A 14,331-nucleotide genomic window follows, 5' to 3' on the forward strand; every position below is an offset into this window, starting at 1 on the left:
GGCTATGTCGCGGACGAGCGTGGAGGGACCCCTCTTCGTGTCGCGTGGAATTCTGGCGACAGCCTGCTTCGTGCTGTGGATCCTCAATTTCTATCTCGCTTTTGAAGCCGGCAACAATGCGGGCGCTGCCCCCTGGCACGTCCTGGCTACAGGCCTCGACTTGTTGGAGGTCGTCGTTGCCCTCCAGGCCTCCGACGCCGCTACTCCACGGGGCCGGCTGGCCAATCTGCGGGCCACGTGGCTGGTCCTGGCCGTTGCTTCGGCTTGCTGCGCCGCATTGGCTATCGAGCAGGAAACGGGGCTCGCCCTGATCGGAGCGAATGCACTGCTCTCCGCAGTCGCAGTCCTCCTGGTGTCCCACCTTTGGAACCTTCGTGGATTCGTCACCCTCACGCTCGCCATTGCGGCAGTCAACACCGCCCTCTACGCCGTCACCCCGGGAGCCGACCCCCGGACGACGTCGAACGTCCTGTTCCTTTCGCTCCTTCCCGGTGCGGTTGGAACTTTGAGCGTGCTACTGCGCAGGGACGCCCTCCAGCGGAAGGGCGCGAGCGGACTGAGCGGGCGGCTCGACGCCCTGACGCAGGCAATCCACGCCAAAACGTCCGTACGGGAACTCGAACTGGCGGTCACCAAGACCCAGATCGATAAATTGTTTGCCAAGGTGGCGCATGCCCCCTCGCTGCCTCTGGACCCAGCGACGGCCCGCGAAGCGAGGGAGCTTGCGGGTCATTTGCGCCAGTTGCTACTGGAGGAATGGTCCGACAATTGGCTTGCTGAGGCCCTGGAGCTCGAGGGCCTTGGCCACAATGTCATTGTTGCCCAGCCCACTGACTTGGTGGAAGAGTTGCCGGAGAGCTCACGCCCGGCCATCCTGGCTGCCACCATGCTGATGGCAATGGGCGCAACGCTGCGTGGCGCACACCGGGGCGACGCCACTCCGCGGCCAAGGGCTGCCCACCGGATCCACTTCTTTGCCGAGAAGTCCGGCCAGGACGGTACACGCCTGACATGGCGCATTGGCGGAGTCCGCAAGAACCATCTCTCACCTCTTTTGTGGACCGAGCTGGATTCGCTGGGCCGGGGCAAAGCGCACAATGACCGGGAAGGCTGCAGCATCGTGGTTGAGACAGCCGGGTGGCGACGTTGACCCGCGTTCTGCTCATCGACAACCACCGGCTTTTGGTCGACTCCTTGTCGCAGTGGCTTCTCGTGTACGCTCCGGAAATCCGCGTCCTGGCCGGGGCCTCTTCCTGGCCTCTGGAAGGCCGCGTGCCCCAAGGTGACGGGGCCGCCAAGGCGGATGTCGCCGTCGTCGGTGAACTGCAAAGGCGAGAAGCCCCTCATCTTGCCGGTATTGTCTCCTCGCTCAGGGCGTCGGGGATGCAGGTGGTCCTGCTGGCGGACCAGCAGCCTGCAATGGCCATCAGCTCAGCCCTCGACGCCGGCGCACTGGCCATTGTGCCCAAGTCCGCCGACCCGGGCCACACCGCGGCCGCGATCCGCGCGGCGGCATCCGGCCGGCGATACCTTCATCCGGATATCAAGGGCATGCTTGAGTCAACAGCCAGTACGAGAGTCGAGTTGTCCGTCAGGGAACGGCGGCTTGTGGAGCTGTACCTTGGACCCACGCCTCGAAGCATCAGGGAGGTGGCGGATCTTTTGGCGATCAGCGAGCAGACGGTCAAGTCCCACCTGCACCGGGTCCGGCAGCGCTATGCAGCCGCAGGCTTCACCGTGGGAAACATCATCAGCCTCCAGGAACAGCTTCGAAAAGACGGCTGGTTGAGCTAGACGACGGCCGGCTGCGAGCCTGGCTTCGTCGATTTCGACCCAAGAATGCTCACCAGGGCCACCAAGAGCGGAACGCACAATGCCGACATGAACCCGGCAACAATCATCCGGCCGTGGATCTCCGCCTGCCCCTCCAAAATCAGGACGACCCAGAACTGCGACCAGCAGCCGAGGACCATCACCACGGCAAGGCGTCCTATTGCCGACTCCCGTCGAGCGGCAACGGCGAAGCCCAAGAGCATGGTCAACAGGTGGAGGCCAAGTAACGCAACCGGCGCTGCTTTCATCGCCGTGTACAGGCCCAGGACAACGGGCACCCGGCGTTCTTTGACGCCGGGACCTTGGCCCGAAGCCGCCATGTAGGATCCCCCATCACTGAGCTCGGGCGTGAGCAGGGCGCTGATTCCCCGCTCCCCGAGGCCGATCAGCCGTTCCGGGTGGGTGGCAAAGAACGCGACGATCTTGCCACGATTGATCTGTTCCCCGAACTGCGGGTAATTCGGGTTGTACACCGCTGAATTGACGGAGTCCATCGTGCTGCCCGCGGCCGTCATGAAACTCCGGTCCAGCCCCAGCCACTTCAAATCCGCGACGGGATCCGGGCTGTTGGGCAGGATCGACGCGAAGACGGTGTTGTAGAGATTCAGTTCGGTAGCACGCTTGGGTTCGACTGAGACGAACGCTACGGTAACCCCCGCAATGGCAACCACGGCCGCCGAGGGCATCACGAATGCCTGCCACCGACGATGCGCGGGAGTTGCCGGCCGTCGAGTGCGCGCGGCAGGCAACCACAGGAGCGCCAAGGCAACCACGGGCAACCACGAGACCATTTGCGGCATGGCCGAGACCGTGAATGCGGCTGCGAGGACCACCATGAGCACCGATGCCCACCGCGGCCTTCCGCCGTTCCAGTAGCGCAGCAGCGCCACCGCCAAGGCAAGCGTGCCCAGGAACGCAGCGGGTTCGCTGTAGGGCGACACGAAGAAATCCGCGAAGACTCCGTCCACCGTCACCAGCGTGACGAGCGCAGCGACCAGCAACCGGAACGGCATCCGCCCCGGCAACGCCGCCACGAGTCCGGCGATGAGGGCGCCGAAGGCAACACAGCACACAATCCCCACCGCGCGCGTATCGAGGCCGGATCCCCAAGCAAACACCGGCGTGAGCCACTTACCGAGCCACAAAAGCAGCAATTGCGAGGAATAGACGGGCTCTCCGGATCCAGTGAAGCCGCAAGCCTCACCGTAGTACTGATGCGGCACCCAGCTCGGTTGGATGAAATTCGTGAAGTCGGCATAGCCCCAGGGTCTGAGGTTCCGGACGCCCAGAGAGCAAAGCAGTTGTTGACCGGTCCCTTGGTCGGCCATGCCAACGGTTTGGGGCATGAACAAGCGGAGGATCATGACGAGCGAGGCAAGCGTGCCGGACAACCCGGCAACAGCGCGCAAGCGGAGCGACCCCGGCGCGCCTTGCCTCACCTCACGCAGCCCCACCTCACCCGGGCCGAACGTCCTGGCCAGGTAACCGGCCCCGGAGCGCAGCGGGCCGGCGGCCCCGCTCCTCCGGCGGAGCGGTTCCGGGCCGAACCTCGTGGACGGCTCGGATTTCTCGGCATCCGGCCTTGCGTCAACCATGCTTCGGCCCTCCCGCCGGCGCGAGCGTGCCGGTAATGGTGCCTGGACTGGACTGCAAATTGGACTGCAGGGGCGCGACCGCGCACCGCACTGTGTACGCGCCGTTCACCGTCCGGATGATCGGACGCAGCAGGATTCCGGCCGGGAGCGCGTCAACGCCGAGGAACTGCAAGGCATAAGGCAGGCACCGCGCGTTTCGCGCGGCAGGGGTGGCCACACTGCCGTCCAGATTGAACCAGGCACTGATGTCCTCTGCGGTGTGGGGTTCGATACATGGAATATCGACGCCGTCGTCGCTCAATTGGCCTTCCGCGAGTTCCTGTCGATAGCAGAGCCGCAGGGCGGCCGACTCGGGGCCCGCCAGCATGCCCTTGAAATCCGCGGTGGTGGTCCGGGGAGTGCCGTCGTTCGCGGCCAGGAGCACGTCGCAACGCACGGCCCGGGCGCCACGTTCCCAGTCGTCACGGCTCGGGGCGTACGCGGCGATGGCTAGGCCTGTTGTGCCATCACGTTCACGGGCTCCAAGATACGTCCGCAGTGAGGCAACGTCGCACAAGCGCTGGGTGAGTACCTTGAGTTCCTGCCGTCCCGGCCTTGTTTCCTGACCCTGACAAGGGAGCCGGAACCTGCGTGACCTTGTAGGTCTGGGCGGTGTGCGCCTCCGTACAGGAGACCGGTGGGCTTGGTTCGCTGACGGCGTCGAATTGTTCCGGCGACACAATCAGGTGGCACTCGCCCACTGCCGGGTTGCCGGTGGGCGCCCCGGGAAGTGTCTGGTTGCATCCATTCAGGAGCCCTGCAATCAGCAATGCTGCAGCCCCCGGCGTCGCCCGTTTCGCCAAGCTACGCGGCACGCCGCCCCCGTCTGGTCTTGCCTGCGCGGACCAGGACAATGATGGCCGCGACAAAACCGGCGATCACCACGAAAGAACCGAGGAAATGGTGCATGATACTGAACCCCTGCTCTCCCCAGGCCTGCTGTGCGCCCGCGATCATGAAGAACCTCAAGCCGTTGCTGACAATGACAATCAGCAATGCCAAGGCGGCGGCGCGGGCCAATCGTGGCACCGCGATACGGCCCATGAGGAACAAACCACCGGTCAAGGCCAGGACGGGGGCGATCAGTACCGTGCTGGAGCACAATCCGGTCACCATCAGGCCGAAGGGTTGCCCACCGCCGATGTTGTGGAAGATGATGTCGCGGACGCTGTACGACGAGCCTCCCAGGACCCGATCGAACACCCAGGCCATGCTCAAGGCCTCGAGACTGCGGATGCTCTCCTGCTGCAGCATGGCCAAGGCTGCCGCCGCCAGGCATACCAGGCCGGGGAGAATACCGCCCTGGCTCGAGCGGAGCGTTGCGACCCGTTGGCCTTGTGGGCCTCTGGAGTATTGGACACTCGTGGACACTAGGCTTCCTTCGCTAACAGCTGGGCGTCGTCCTCATTGTTGCGCCGGGTTTTCGCCCAGCCCTGGCGTCCCGTGACCAAGCGGTAAGTTGCCCTCAACACGGAAACGTAGTTCTGGTACATGTAGAGCCAGTAGCCAACTCCCCACAGGACTCCCGCCCACCAGCTCTTGTCCGGGACTGCCTGCTTGCGATAGACGGGACCCCACAAGGCGAAAGGGGCGATGCCCGTGACAATGATGAGCGGGATGATGAACCAGGACGCCGCCAGCCACGCTTGGAAGCCACCCATCGTGAGGGAGCCCTGGGCCACCATCGTGATGAACAGCGCGGGCCACAAGACCAGGCCCAGGATCTGGATGAACGGCTGGACCAGGAAATAGCTGCATTCGATAGCCCCGATGTTGCTGAAGTGCGGAGACTCGAAAATTCTCCCCAGGTAGCTGCTGCACTGCATTCCGCCGTGGCACCAGCGGGTTCTCTGGGTCAGCAGTCGGCGAAGCCCCGGAAGTGCCTCCTGCGACACATGGGCGTCATGCATGTAGAGGGTCTTGTAGCCGCTCAGCATCACGTGGATCGCGAGCTCGTAATCCTCCAGGAGGGCTCCATGCCAAGGCTCCCCGGAGGTCCTGGCGATAGCGTCGAGGGCGGAAAGCCGGGTGAACTGCCCGTTGCCGCCCAAACCAACGGTCAAGGTGTGGCGTCGGAGCGACTGCATGGCGGCAATGGTGGTGCGGAACTCCATGTCCTGCATAAGGATGAGGTACCGGGCGAAGCCTTGCTTCACGCGTCCGAATCCTACGGCCGTCTTCAACGCCCGGTCATCCACGTTGGACATCCACACAGCGGTCTGGGCGGCTCCCACCTCGGGATCGCCGAAGGCAAGCGGTCCGGCGGCCTGGCGGAACGCATTTTCGGACATGAGCCCATCGGCGTCGAGCACCATGACGATCACCGTTTCGCGGTCGGCCCCGGAAACCAGCCAGTCATCCAGGGCCCGGTACGCCGCGTTCAGGGCGTCGCCCTTGCCCGAACGGGCGTCCGGGAGAAAGCGGCGCACTAGGTGAACCAAGGGGTCGGCCACCGATGCGCTCTGCACAATGTGGGCCGTGGCGTCTTCACTGGCATCGTCCACAACCCAAACGTGGGCCTCGGGGAATTGTCTCCGCAGCTTCGCCAGGGTATTTCCAATCACCGTTTCCTCGTCGCGGCACGGGATGAACACGTGCCAAGTGAAGCCTCCCGGTGTTCCCTCCGGATCGGGAGTCCGGCGCAGGAACGGAACCAGGATCACACTGATGTAGGCAAGGAACACCACCAACAGAACGAATGCCAAGGCTTGCGCGGACTCGAGTACTGACATGTCTCCCCGATAGTGTTTTGAGGCTTTTTACGGCCGTTTCAAGAGAAGGTGAAGCGGGGCGCCCCCTGTGGTGGGGCCGCCCCGCGGATGATGCAGCTAGGAATCCTTGCGGTCGGCAGCCCGCTTCGCGGTCTTGAGCCTGCTGTTGCGTAGGACCACGAACCCGGCGACCAACAACGCAATACCCAGGAGGATGACCCAGCCAAGGGCCGGTGCCCCGGTGACGGCGAGGGTTGCGCCGCCCGCCACGGCTCCCCCTGTCGTCAAACTATTTCCGTACATGCTGCACATTCCTTCCGTGGTTCTTGACTGGTGCGGGCAGACGCAATCAGACGGCCGGAACCGGGGTCCGACGGCGTGCACGGAACAACAACCAGCAAACAAGCGCTAGCAAAGCCACTACGCCGCTGATGGCCAAGGTGTCGTTGTTGAGCACCGGGATTGCTGCTGCAAGCAGGTTCGGACCCACGGAGGCGTTGGCGAGGTCGACGGTGGCAATACTGCCGCCGGCTATGCCTACCTGGAGCGCACGCTCGGTGAAGGTGCCTCCGTTGCTTTCCTGTACGTTGACCTTCGCCGAGACCAATGCGGTCAAAGCGTTGGACAACGGGGTCACGATGGTAGAGGACACTCCGGAGACGACGCCGTTCAGGGCGGCGGTCAGAACGGCCAGTGCGGGGCCGGCAGTTATCTGCGCAATCGGCCCGAGCGCGTTGACTGCGGCGGTCGCGCTGGCGAGCGTGGAGTTGACCACGCTGGTGATCTTGGCGGCAACAGCCTGCGGCAGGAACGAAACGAGGTCCGTGCCAGGGGGCAGGGCGTTGAGGCTCGGCACACCGGCAACGGCCAGGAGGTCTGCCTCGGTGATGGAGATCGTGCCGCCCGCAAGAGGATTCGCCACAGTGACGCCCAAGGGACCCAGGACAAGGTTGGCGGTGTTGATTGCAGTGCCAACCGTGCCGGCAACTCCGCCAATGACCGTTCCGCCAAGATCAGCAGATACGCCGGCAATCGAGTAGGCGCCGGCGGGAGCCGCCCCTTGGTCCTGCTTGGCGGCGGCGGCCAGCGTGGTGATCTTCAGGTCCAGGTTCACGAGATCGGCGCCACCAAGGATGTTGGCTGTACCCGCTTTGATTTCAGCCGCCGGGATACTGGGGCTTCCCGACGTCGGCAGGCCGCCGGGCAGGGTGATAAGGCCCGGTGCGCCCGAGACAGTACCTGAGAACGCCGCGGAGGATCCGTCATTGACGGCCTTTCCATACTGGCTGACCGCGCCCAGCTGGATGATGCCGTTGTTGCCCAGCAGCGGAATGTTTCCCGCACCGACGTTCACGATGCCGAAGGCGGCGGAAAGATCGAGCGGAGTGCTGTTTTCAATGACGGCCGGGCCGGATGGCGGGGTGCCGATCTGCCGGGCAGTTGCCGCGCCGTTGGATGCCACGCCGGCGAAGTTCGGTATCGCAAGGACGCTGCCGTCAATGATTTGTCCGCTGCCCGAAGAAATAACGTCAGTCGGCCCGGCTGTTGCAGCTGGTGCCGCTACCAGGCCGAAACCCAGCGCTACGATAGCGCTGACGCCCACCGCGGCGGACCATGTCCTGTGTCTCGTATTCAAGTTTTGCCCCCTCGTGAGAGTTGCAATCACGCCGGGCGCGTTGCAACGGAAACCTTGGAGGACGCACGTCCCCCGTGGAGAAAGTAAACAAGGCCCGAGGCGAGCGCTTCCCGAAGGTACCCGAATGGGTTAAGCGACGAAGTCTGGGCGTCGCTGCCCCGTCCCCAACATGGAGTCGATAGCCGCCACCGCACGCTCGGCCGCGCCGCCGTCGCCGTAGGGGTTCACTGCAGTAGCCATATCCGAATACAGCGCGTCGTCGCTCATCAAGGCGTTGACGGCGTCCACGATGGTTTGCGCATGCGTCCCGATGAGCCGTGCCGTACCTGCCGCCACGGCCTCGGGGCGTTCGGTGTTGTCACGCATGACCAGAACGGGTTTCCCGAGGGCCGGCGCCTCTTCCTGGACCCCGCCCGAGTCAGTGAGGACCACGTGGCACAGGCTCAGGAGCTTGGTGAATTGCACGTAGTCGAGGGGTTCCGTAATGGTGATGTTCTTGACACCTGCTACTTCGGGCAGGACGGCCTCCCGCACAGCTGGATTCCGATGCATCGGAAGGACGATTTCCACCTCGGGGCACTGGGCCGCGATCCGCGCGAGCGCCTTGCCCACGCCCACCATGGCCTGGCCAAGGTTTTCTCGTCGGTGGAGAGTGACCAACAGGATTTTGCGGCCTGAATCCGTGATGGCCCGGAGTACGGGTTCCGCAAACTCAACGTCCCTTTTGACAGTCCTCAACAGCGCGTCGATGACCGTATTTCCGGTGACCGCGATGTTCTCCGCCGAAACGCCCTCGGACAGCAGATTGTCCCTGCCTGTGGAGGTGGGCGCCAGATGCAGCGTGGCGATTTGCCCAAGCAAACGGCGGTTCGCTTCCTCCGGAAAAGGTGAATTCAGGTTGCCGCTGCGCAGTCCGGCCTCAAGGTGGACCACCGGAATTCCCTGGTAGAACGCTGCCAGCCCCGCGGCCATGGCGGTGGTGGTGTCTCCCTGGACAACCACCGCGTCCGGCCTGACATCGTGGAGGACTTCCGTGACACCCCGCAAGGACTTTTCCGTGATCCCCGCAAGGGTTTGGCGGGGCTCAATGATGTTCAGGTCATGCTCGGGCTGGACGCCGAAGAGCGCATTGACCTGGTCCAGCATTTCCCGGTGCTGCCCGGTTACTGCTACTGGCGCCTTGTAACGGCCGGTTGCGCGCAAGGCATGGACCAGCGGCGCCATTTTGATGGCCTCCGGACGGGTGCCGTAAACGAGCAGGACGGTGCGGTTGTCCAATTATTCCCCCTGGGCTTGAGCTGCCGTCCGGAGATTAGCAACTGCCCAGCGCCCAGTCCGGGGTACTCCCCAATAGGGTCAATCCCCCAGGGACATGTCCCCTCCTTGCTTGAATCAGTGGACATAACAGAACTATGTCCATTCCTCCAACCAAGAAAGGGCACACTCAGGCGAATTGCGGCACCGAGGTGAGCGCCGCACGCAACTCGCGGACGGCCGTCGGGCCTCCCGCGAGGAACCAGTCCAGGCCGTTGACGCGCACGACGTCGGTGTCCCCGCCTGCCGCGCGGACGATCGCCTTGCCGGGGAGCCAGTCCCACTCGGGGCAGCTGTGCTGGAACCAGCAGCCCAGTTCACCGTCGGCCACCCGCCCGAGATCGCAGGAGCCGGAACCGAACATGCGCAATGACGCTGCGGACACTGCTGCAGCGTGCCAGGGCATGGCAGCGCGTGGATCGGCCAGCCAGGTCGGGTGGATGTACGTCGCGGCACCGAGTTGACTGAGGGCAGCCCCCGACGGCCCCGGGATCCGTTCGTCGTTGAGGGTGGCGGGGTGGCCTTCGCCGCCGGTCCAAAGCTTGTCCAACTCCGGTTGATAGATAGCCCCGAGGATCACGTCCGCATCCGAGGCGACCCCATGTGTGGCCGGACGGTCGTGCTTCAAGGCGATCGCCGAGCACCAATAGGTGGAGCCGTGCAGGAAATTGTAGGTACCGTCCACGGGATCGATGACCCAGGTGCGGCCGCTGCTTCCTGCCACCGAGCTTCCTTCTTCACCCAGGATGCCGTCGTCCGGGCGGCAACGGCGCAGTTGCTCGAGGACGTAGGCTTCAGCCGCATGGTCCGCGGCGGTCACCACGTCAGAGACCGAAGTCTTCCGTTCCCCTTGCAACCCGCCCATCCGCATCAGCAGGGCAAGCTGCCCGGCTTCCCGGACCAGGGCCGCAGCGAGTTCGTAGTCGTCGAGCGATGGATCAAGTTCTGTGGCGGAGTGCCTGCCAGTGGTCATGGGTCCAGCTTATGTGGCGGGATAATGAATGACATGGCCAAGACCCCAGCCCAACGCATCAAAAAGCACGGCGCCAATGCCGCTGTCCCCCAGCACCACTTGCGGTCGGTGATCAATCCCACCACCCAGCGGTCCCCGGAGAAGGCGCAGAACAACGGCCGCCTCATTGTGATTGCCGGGGTTGTGGCCAGCCTTTTCCTGTTCTGGTACGTGCATCTGCTGACCCTGAACCAGATGACCCAGTTGTCCGGCGGTATGTCCATGCCGGATTCCCTCATCGGCGGGTTCTCTACCGACTACGTCCATCAATTGCATGGCGCCATGACGGACGACGCCCGCGGACAGCTCAGCTACATCCACAAAACCGCCGGAACCCTGTTTCCGCTGATCTTCGGCTTCACCTGGCTTCTGCTCATCGGCACCAATGTGGCCGGAAAGGCACTGCGCTGGGCTCTGTGGGCTGCCCCCCTGCTATTCGCGGTGGTCCGCTTGTGGAGCAACGTGGCAGTTGACGCTGCGCTCGGATCTGCAACGCCCGACGCCGGCCAGGTGGCTTTGGCTTCCACGCTCACCGTTGTGGGCTGGGTACTGTTCCTGCTGAGCCTCTTGGCTGGCGGCGCGGCTGTGTTCCTCGGCCGGCGTTCCAAGAAGAGCGCCTGACTGGGCCAACGCCCTTAAGGCGCGACTCCTGATCAGAATCAGTCTTCCGAATCGGGCCCCGGAGCGAGCATCTCACGCGCTTGGAGGGCACGCTGGTGCGCACCGGCTTTGTCGAAGCGATCGGCCGCTTCGACCAAGCTTTCTTTCGCCGCCTGCTTGGTCCCGGTATCGGCCTGGGCGCGCGCCATCAAAAGGAATATCTCGCCGGCGATCTGCGAAGGCAACTGGTCGGCGCTGCCACTGATTTCGTCCAGCAGCTCAAGTGCCGCCTTGGCGTCTCCTGCCAGGTAGTTCCAATGAGCGCGGTTGAGGCGAAGCAGGAGAATTTCCTCTTCGCTGCCTCCGACGACGTCCGTGGCAAGTTCGGCACGCTCAATGCACCGCAGCGTGGCGGCATCTGCCACTTCCGCTGCCAGCCTCATCGCCGCCGACGCCTTGTTGAACTTGGCCCAGACATCAAGGTTCCGGGAAGGGGAAAAGGTTTCCGCGGCGAGCTCGTGGTACTGGAGGCCCTCAGCTACCTTGTCGCAGAGGAACGCAACATTGCCGATGACCCAGTACGCCTTGCCGGCCAACTGGTCATCCATCTCATCGGAGATTCTTTCCGAGAGGGACAGGCATTCCTCCCATGCCTCTTCAAGTTTTCCTGACTCGCCAAACGCCGCGATCAGGGCCTGCCGCGCGTGGACGTCGATTTCCATGTCCGCGTCATCATCGACCAGGCCGACGGCCGACGCCGCGGCCGCCGTCGCCAGCTCCAAAAGTCCTTCGCTCCGCAAGGAGTTCGCCATCAAAATGAGTGCCCGGGCCTTGTGCTGGGGCGAGGCTACAGCCAACGATGCCTCGGAAAGGGATCTCGCCAGGGCCGTGCACTCAGCGAAGTCACCGGCGTCGAGAAGGTTCTCGGCTTGAAGGAAAGTCATGTTCCACCACCCCGTGGAATCACCCTCGCCGCGGGCAATGTGGGCTGCCGAACGCGCGCCATCGGCAGCCTTGGTGAACTCGTGGCTGGCTCTGTGTCCCCTCGCCTCAAGCTCCACGGCAGCGTATGACGGCGCAACCTTCTTTTCTCGCATAGCTCCATTATGTCCCTGAGACACTTCGTCGAAACGCGGCCCGGCGATTAGCACGATTTTGAGAGATGTGGACAAGGCATTGATGACACGGCGTGTCGTTACTCTTATAATGAGCGTGCTTCACTTCGTTCACTCCAGTCGCATCAGTCACAAAACATCAGGAGCTTTCGCATGAAAAGAACTCTCGCCGCGCTCCTCGCGGCAGCAGCAATCTTGCTCGCAGGAATTACCGGCTCGGCAGCAGTGTCCGCCAGCAGCCAGAGCCCCTCGCAGGATTCGTCCATAGCCATTGGCTGGTGGCCGAACTTCGCACAGGATTCAGCCCAGGCCATCGGCTGGTGGCCCAACTCCACCACCCAGGGTTCACCTGAGGCCATCGGCTGGTGGCCCAACTCCACCACCCAGGGCTCGCCTCAGGCCATCGGCTGGTGGCCCAACTCCACCCCGTCCAACTAGCTACAATGTAAAGGCACCGGACCTAAGGTCCGGTGCCTTTCCGTTACCTGTCTTCCATTACCGGGAAGAGGCATGCTCACGTGCCTCGCAACAGTTCGGCAAATTTATCCGCTGCCATGGGCCGGCCAAAGTAATACCCCTGGCCACTGGCGCAGCCCAGTCGGGCAAGCTCAGCCGCTTGCTCTGCCGTTTCGATGCCCTCGGCAACAGCCTGCATTCCGCACGCATGAATGAGCTGGAGAACGGCCGCCACAAAGTCCCGTTCCTTGTCGTCCTTGCCCAGGCCCTGGATGAGGGAGCGGTCGATCTTGACCACGTTGACGGGAAGGCTGCGCAGGTAGCTGATGGACGAATAGCCGGTGCCGAAGTCGTCGATTTCCAAGCGGATGCCTAGACGTCGGAGCCCGGTCAGAGAGTATCTGTCGATGTCGCTGCCGTTCACCGCCATCGATTCCGTCAGCTCGATGACCAGCTTGGATGCCTCCACTCCGGTTTCGGCGAGCACTTCCTGCACATGCTCGATCAAGTCCAGGCTTTGCAGTTCGGTTGTCGAGATATTGACCCTCATGCTGAAGTCTTCGTCCACGCCCGGGCCGTCCTGCCACGCGCGCAATTGCTGCATTGCCCGCCGAAGAACCCAATACCCGAGATCGATGATGATGCCGGTTTCCTCTGCCAGGGGGATGAACGCATCCGGCATCAACAATCCCCTCTCGGGGTGGTTCCACCGCACCAAAGCTTCGGCGCCCTCGATCCGGCCCGAGGCCAACTCGACAACAGGCTGGAAATGGAGAATCAGCTGATCTGTCCGGATGGCTTCACGAAGTTCCGAGATCATGAGTCCTTGGAGCCGGCGCGCGTACAACAAAGCCGGTTCGAAAACCCTGACGCTGCTCCCCTGCTCTGCCTTTGCCGCATACATGGCGGTATCGGCTTCCATCACGAGGTCGTCCACGGACTGTCCTGGCTCGGCGACCCGGAGCCCGATGCTGGTTCCACAGATGATCCGGACTTCACCGATGTCGATGCTCTCCCCCACGGCACGAAGGATCCGCTTGGCAACCCCGCGTGCATGCGCCGCATTGGATTTGGGGAGCATGACGGCAAATTCGTCCCCGCCGAGCCTGGCCACCATGTCCGTGTCGCGGACCGCGGCGACCAGGCGCCTGGCAGTGACCTTCAAGACGGTGTCCCCTGCGCCGTGCCCCAAGGTGTCGTTGATCCCCTTGAATGAGTTCAAGTCCAAAACGAGCAAAGCAGGCGGGAGTTCGCCCCGCTCCGATTCGACAAGTTCATGGCTCAGCGCCCTTTCGAGTGCCGTGCGGTTGGCCAACTGGGTCAGCGGATCAGTGAGCGCCATCCTTTCGAGTTCGATTTGGGCCTCGCGCAGCATGGCGGTTCGGCTTTCGACCCGTTCCTCGAGTTCCTGGTAGATGGCTTGAAGATCGTCCGCCATGAGGTTGATCCCGGTAATGACAGCAGCCACTTCGTCCCGTGGGCCGGAGACCGGGATCCTGGTGCTGAGGTCGCCGTCCGCAATCCGGACTACCCCTTCGACAAGGGCAAGGAGTCGCGGGTCCTGGGGCTCATGATCCACGGTGGTGCTCTCTCAACCAGTCGCGGGCTTCCGCCTCGGAGGTGAAGAACCGCGCCGGAACTGAGTCCGACCTCGAACGCAGGAGGTAATGTGCGATCACCCGATCTACGGGACTCTCGCCCAGCAGGGCACATGCCGAAACAACCGCGGAATTCGTGTAGGTCAGGCGCGCGTCGTTCGTGACGGACAGTACGCCGGTCACGGTCAGCAGCAGGGGCAGCCGCCGTCCATCCGCAAAACCACGGACGGCCGCGGCGGCAGCCTGGGCTTCCGGTGAACGGACCACAGTGTTGGGCGGCAGAATGACCTCAACAATGCCGTCTTCCGACAAATCGACGGTGATCTGTTCCGGAACATCGAAAACTGGTTCCGAGGAAGTATTCAAGGCACCATCGGGGAGCGTGGAATCCCGGGCGGGCAGTGTCTGGGCGCTCATCGCTG

Annotated in this window: 15 protein-coding genes; 4 read left to right on the top strand and 11 right to left on the bottom strand. The window is 63.5% G+C overall.

Translation table 11 applies throughout. The features are described 5' to 3' along the window. Positions 1-4 precede the first annotated feature (4 nt). Positions 5-1,150: a hypothetical protein gene (locus ACSVHC_RS06150; RefSeq protein ID WP_437772612.1), complete on the top strand. Its 1,146-nt coding sequence runs from the start codon at positions 5-7 to the stop codon at positions 1,148-1,150. Beyond that, positions 1,138-1,794 carry a hypothetical protein gene (locus ACSVHC_RS06155; RefSeq protein WP_437772611.1) on the top strand — a complete coding sequence of 219 codons (657 nt, stop codon included), beginning with the start codon at positions 1,138-1,140 and terminating at the stop codon, positions 1,792-1,794. Before ACSVHC_RS06150 ends, ACSVHC_RS06155 begins: the two co-directional genes overlap by 13 nt. Here ACSVHC_RS06155 and wsfD read toward each other — a convergent pair. From wsfD to ACSVHC_RS06195, 8 genes are all read right to left on the bottom strand, one after another. Beyond that, complete coding sequence (gene wsfD, locus ACSVHC_RS06160; protein WP_439180663.1) at positions 1,791-3,428, bottom strand: glycan biosynthesis hexose transferase WsfD; 1,638 nt, start codon at positions 3,426-3,428, stop codon at positions 1,791-1,793. The genes ACSVHC_RS06155 and wsfD overlap by 4 nt on opposite strands. Beyond that, positions 3,421-4,149, bottom strand: coding sequence for a septum formation family protein (locus tag ACSVHC_RS06165; protein ID WP_439180664.1), 729 nt, complete (start codon positions 4,147-4,149; stop codon positions 3,421-3,423). Before ACSVHC_RS06165 ends, wsfD begins: the two co-directional genes overlap by 8 nt. Before the next feature lie 122 nt (positions 4,150-4,271). Next, entirely contained in the window at positions 4,272-4,838 is a 567-nt protein-coding gene (gene xrtS, locus ACSVHC_RS06170) for an exosortase S (protein ID WP_437772608.1), read from the bottom strand. Further along, positions 4,838-6,199 carry a glycosyltransferase family 2 protein gene (locus ACSVHC_RS06175; protein WP_439180665.1) on the bottom strand — a complete coding sequence of 454 codons (1,362 nt, stop codon included), beginning with the start codon at positions 6,197-6,199 and terminating at the stop codon, positions 4,838-4,840. The genes xrtS and ACSVHC_RS06175 overlap by 1 nt, the downstream gene beginning before the upstream one ends. A gap of 96 nt (positions 6,200-6,295) precedes the next feature. Then, positions 6,296-6,481: a hypothetical protein gene (locus tag ACSVHC_RS06180; RefSeq protein ID WP_437772606.1), complete on the bottom strand. Its 186-nt coding sequence runs from the start codon at positions 6,479-6,481 to the stop codon at positions 6,296-6,298. 46 nt (positions 6,482-6,527) lie between these two features. Further along, entirely contained in the window at positions 6,528-7,814 is a 1,287-nt protein-coding gene (locus ACSVHC_RS06185) for a PVV-CTERM domain-containing choice-of-anchor G protein (protein ID WP_437772605.1), read from the bottom strand. Positions 7,815-7,943: 129 nt separating this feature from the next. Continuing rightward, on the bottom strand, positions 7,944-9,092 hold the full coding sequence (gene wecB, locus ACSVHC_RS06190; RefSeq protein WP_439180666.1) for a non-hydrolyzing UDP-N-acetylglucosamine 2-epimerase: 1,149 nt from the start codon (positions 9,090-9,092) through the stop codon (positions 7,944-7,946). A 166-nt stretch (positions 9,093-9,258) separates the two neighbouring features. Beyond that, complete coding sequence (locus ACSVHC_RS06195) at positions 9,259-10,101, bottom strand: inositol monophosphatase family protein (RefSeq protein WP_437772604.1); 843 nt, start codon at positions 10,099-10,101, stop codon at positions 9,259-9,261. Positions 10,102-10,134: 33 nt separating this feature from the next. Here ACSVHC_RS06195 and ACSVHC_RS06200 point away from each other — a divergent pair, with 33 nt between their 5' ends. Then, entirely contained in the window at positions 10,135-10,761 is a 627-nt protein-coding gene (locus ACSVHC_RS06200; protein WP_437772603.1) for a hypothetical protein, read from the top strand. A 38-nt stretch (positions 10,762-10,799) separates the two neighbouring features. On the opposite strand, the gene ACSVHC_RS06205 is transcribed toward ACSVHC_RS06200, so the two are convergent. Then, positions 10,800-11,837, bottom strand: a complete 1,038-nt coding sequence (locus tag ACSVHC_RS06205) for a hypothetical protein (RefSeq protein ID WP_437772602.1) — start codon at positions 11,835-11,837, stop codon at positions 10,800-10,802. Between the two features lie 171 nt (positions 11,838-12,008). On the opposite strand from ACSVHC_RS06205, the gene ACSVHC_RS06210 reads away from it, so the two are divergent. Beyond that, on the top strand, positions 12,009-12,293 hold the full coding sequence (locus ACSVHC_RS06210; protein ID WP_437772601.1) for a hypothetical protein: 285 nt from the start codon (positions 12,009-12,011) through the stop codon (positions 12,291-12,293). 76 nt (positions 12,294-12,369) lie between these two features. Here the strand turns inward: ACSVHC_RS06210 and ACSVHC_RS06215 are convergent, their stop codons facing one another. Continuing rightward, a complete protein-coding gene (locus ACSVHC_RS06215; protein ID WP_437772600.1) occupies positions 12,370-13,890 on the bottom strand; it encodes a putative bifunctional diguanylate cyclase/phosphodiesterase in 1,521 nt (506 codons plus the stop codon). Continuing rightward, positions 13,880-14,326 (bottom strand): DUF7793 family protein, encoded by a 447-nt coding sequence (locus ACSVHC_RS06220; protein WP_437772599.1) that lies wholly within the window; start codon positions 14,324-14,326, stop codon positions 13,880-13,882. Before ACSVHC_RS06220 ends, ACSVHC_RS06215 begins: the two co-directional genes overlap by 11 nt. Positions 14,327-14,331: the final 5 nt, after the last annotated feature.

The organism is Arthrobacter sp. KNU-44 (genome assembly GCF_051843155.1).
In the GTDB taxonomy this organism is placed as follows: Bacteria; Actinomycetota; Actinomycetes; order Actinomycetales; family Micrococcaceae; genus Arthrobacter.

Coding starts and splice junctions, on each gene's coding strand:
- ACSVHC_RS06150 (WP_437772612.1), top strand. CDS start 5: ATGTCGCGGACGAGCGTGGAGGGACCCCTCTTCGTGTCGCGTGGAATT.
- wsfD (WP_439180663.1), bottom strand. CDS start 3,428: ATGGTTGACGCAAGGCCGGATGCCGAGAAATCCGAGCCGTCCACGAGG.
- ACSVHC_RS06175 (WP_439180665.1), bottom strand. CDS start 6,199: ATGTCAGTACTCGAGTCCGCGCAAGCCTTGGCATTCGTTCTGTTGGTG.
- ACSVHC_RS06180 (WP_437772606.1), bottom strand. CDS start 6,481: ATGTACGGAAATAGTTTGACGACAGGGGGAGCCGTGGCGGGCGGCGCA.
- ACSVHC_RS06195 (WP_437772604.1), bottom strand. CDS start 10,101: ATGACCACTGGCAGGCACTCCGCCACAGAACTTGATCCATCGCTCGAC.
- ACSVHC_RS06200 (WP_437772603.1), top strand. CDS start 10,135: ATGGCCAAGACCCCAGCCCAACGCATCAAAAAGCACGGCGCCAATGCC.
- ACSVHC_RS06205 (WP_437772602.1), bottom strand. CDS start 11,837: ATGCGAGAAAAGAAGGTTGCGCCGTCATACGCTGCCGTGGAGCTTGAG.
- ACSVHC_RS06210 (WP_437772601.1), top strand. CDS start 12,009: ATGAAAAGAACTCTCGCCGCGCTCCTCGCGGCAGCAGCAATCTTGCTC.
- ACSVHC_RS06220 (WP_437772599.1), bottom strand. CDS start 14,326: ATGAGCGCCCAGACACTGCCCGCCCGGGATTCCACGCTCCCCGATGGT.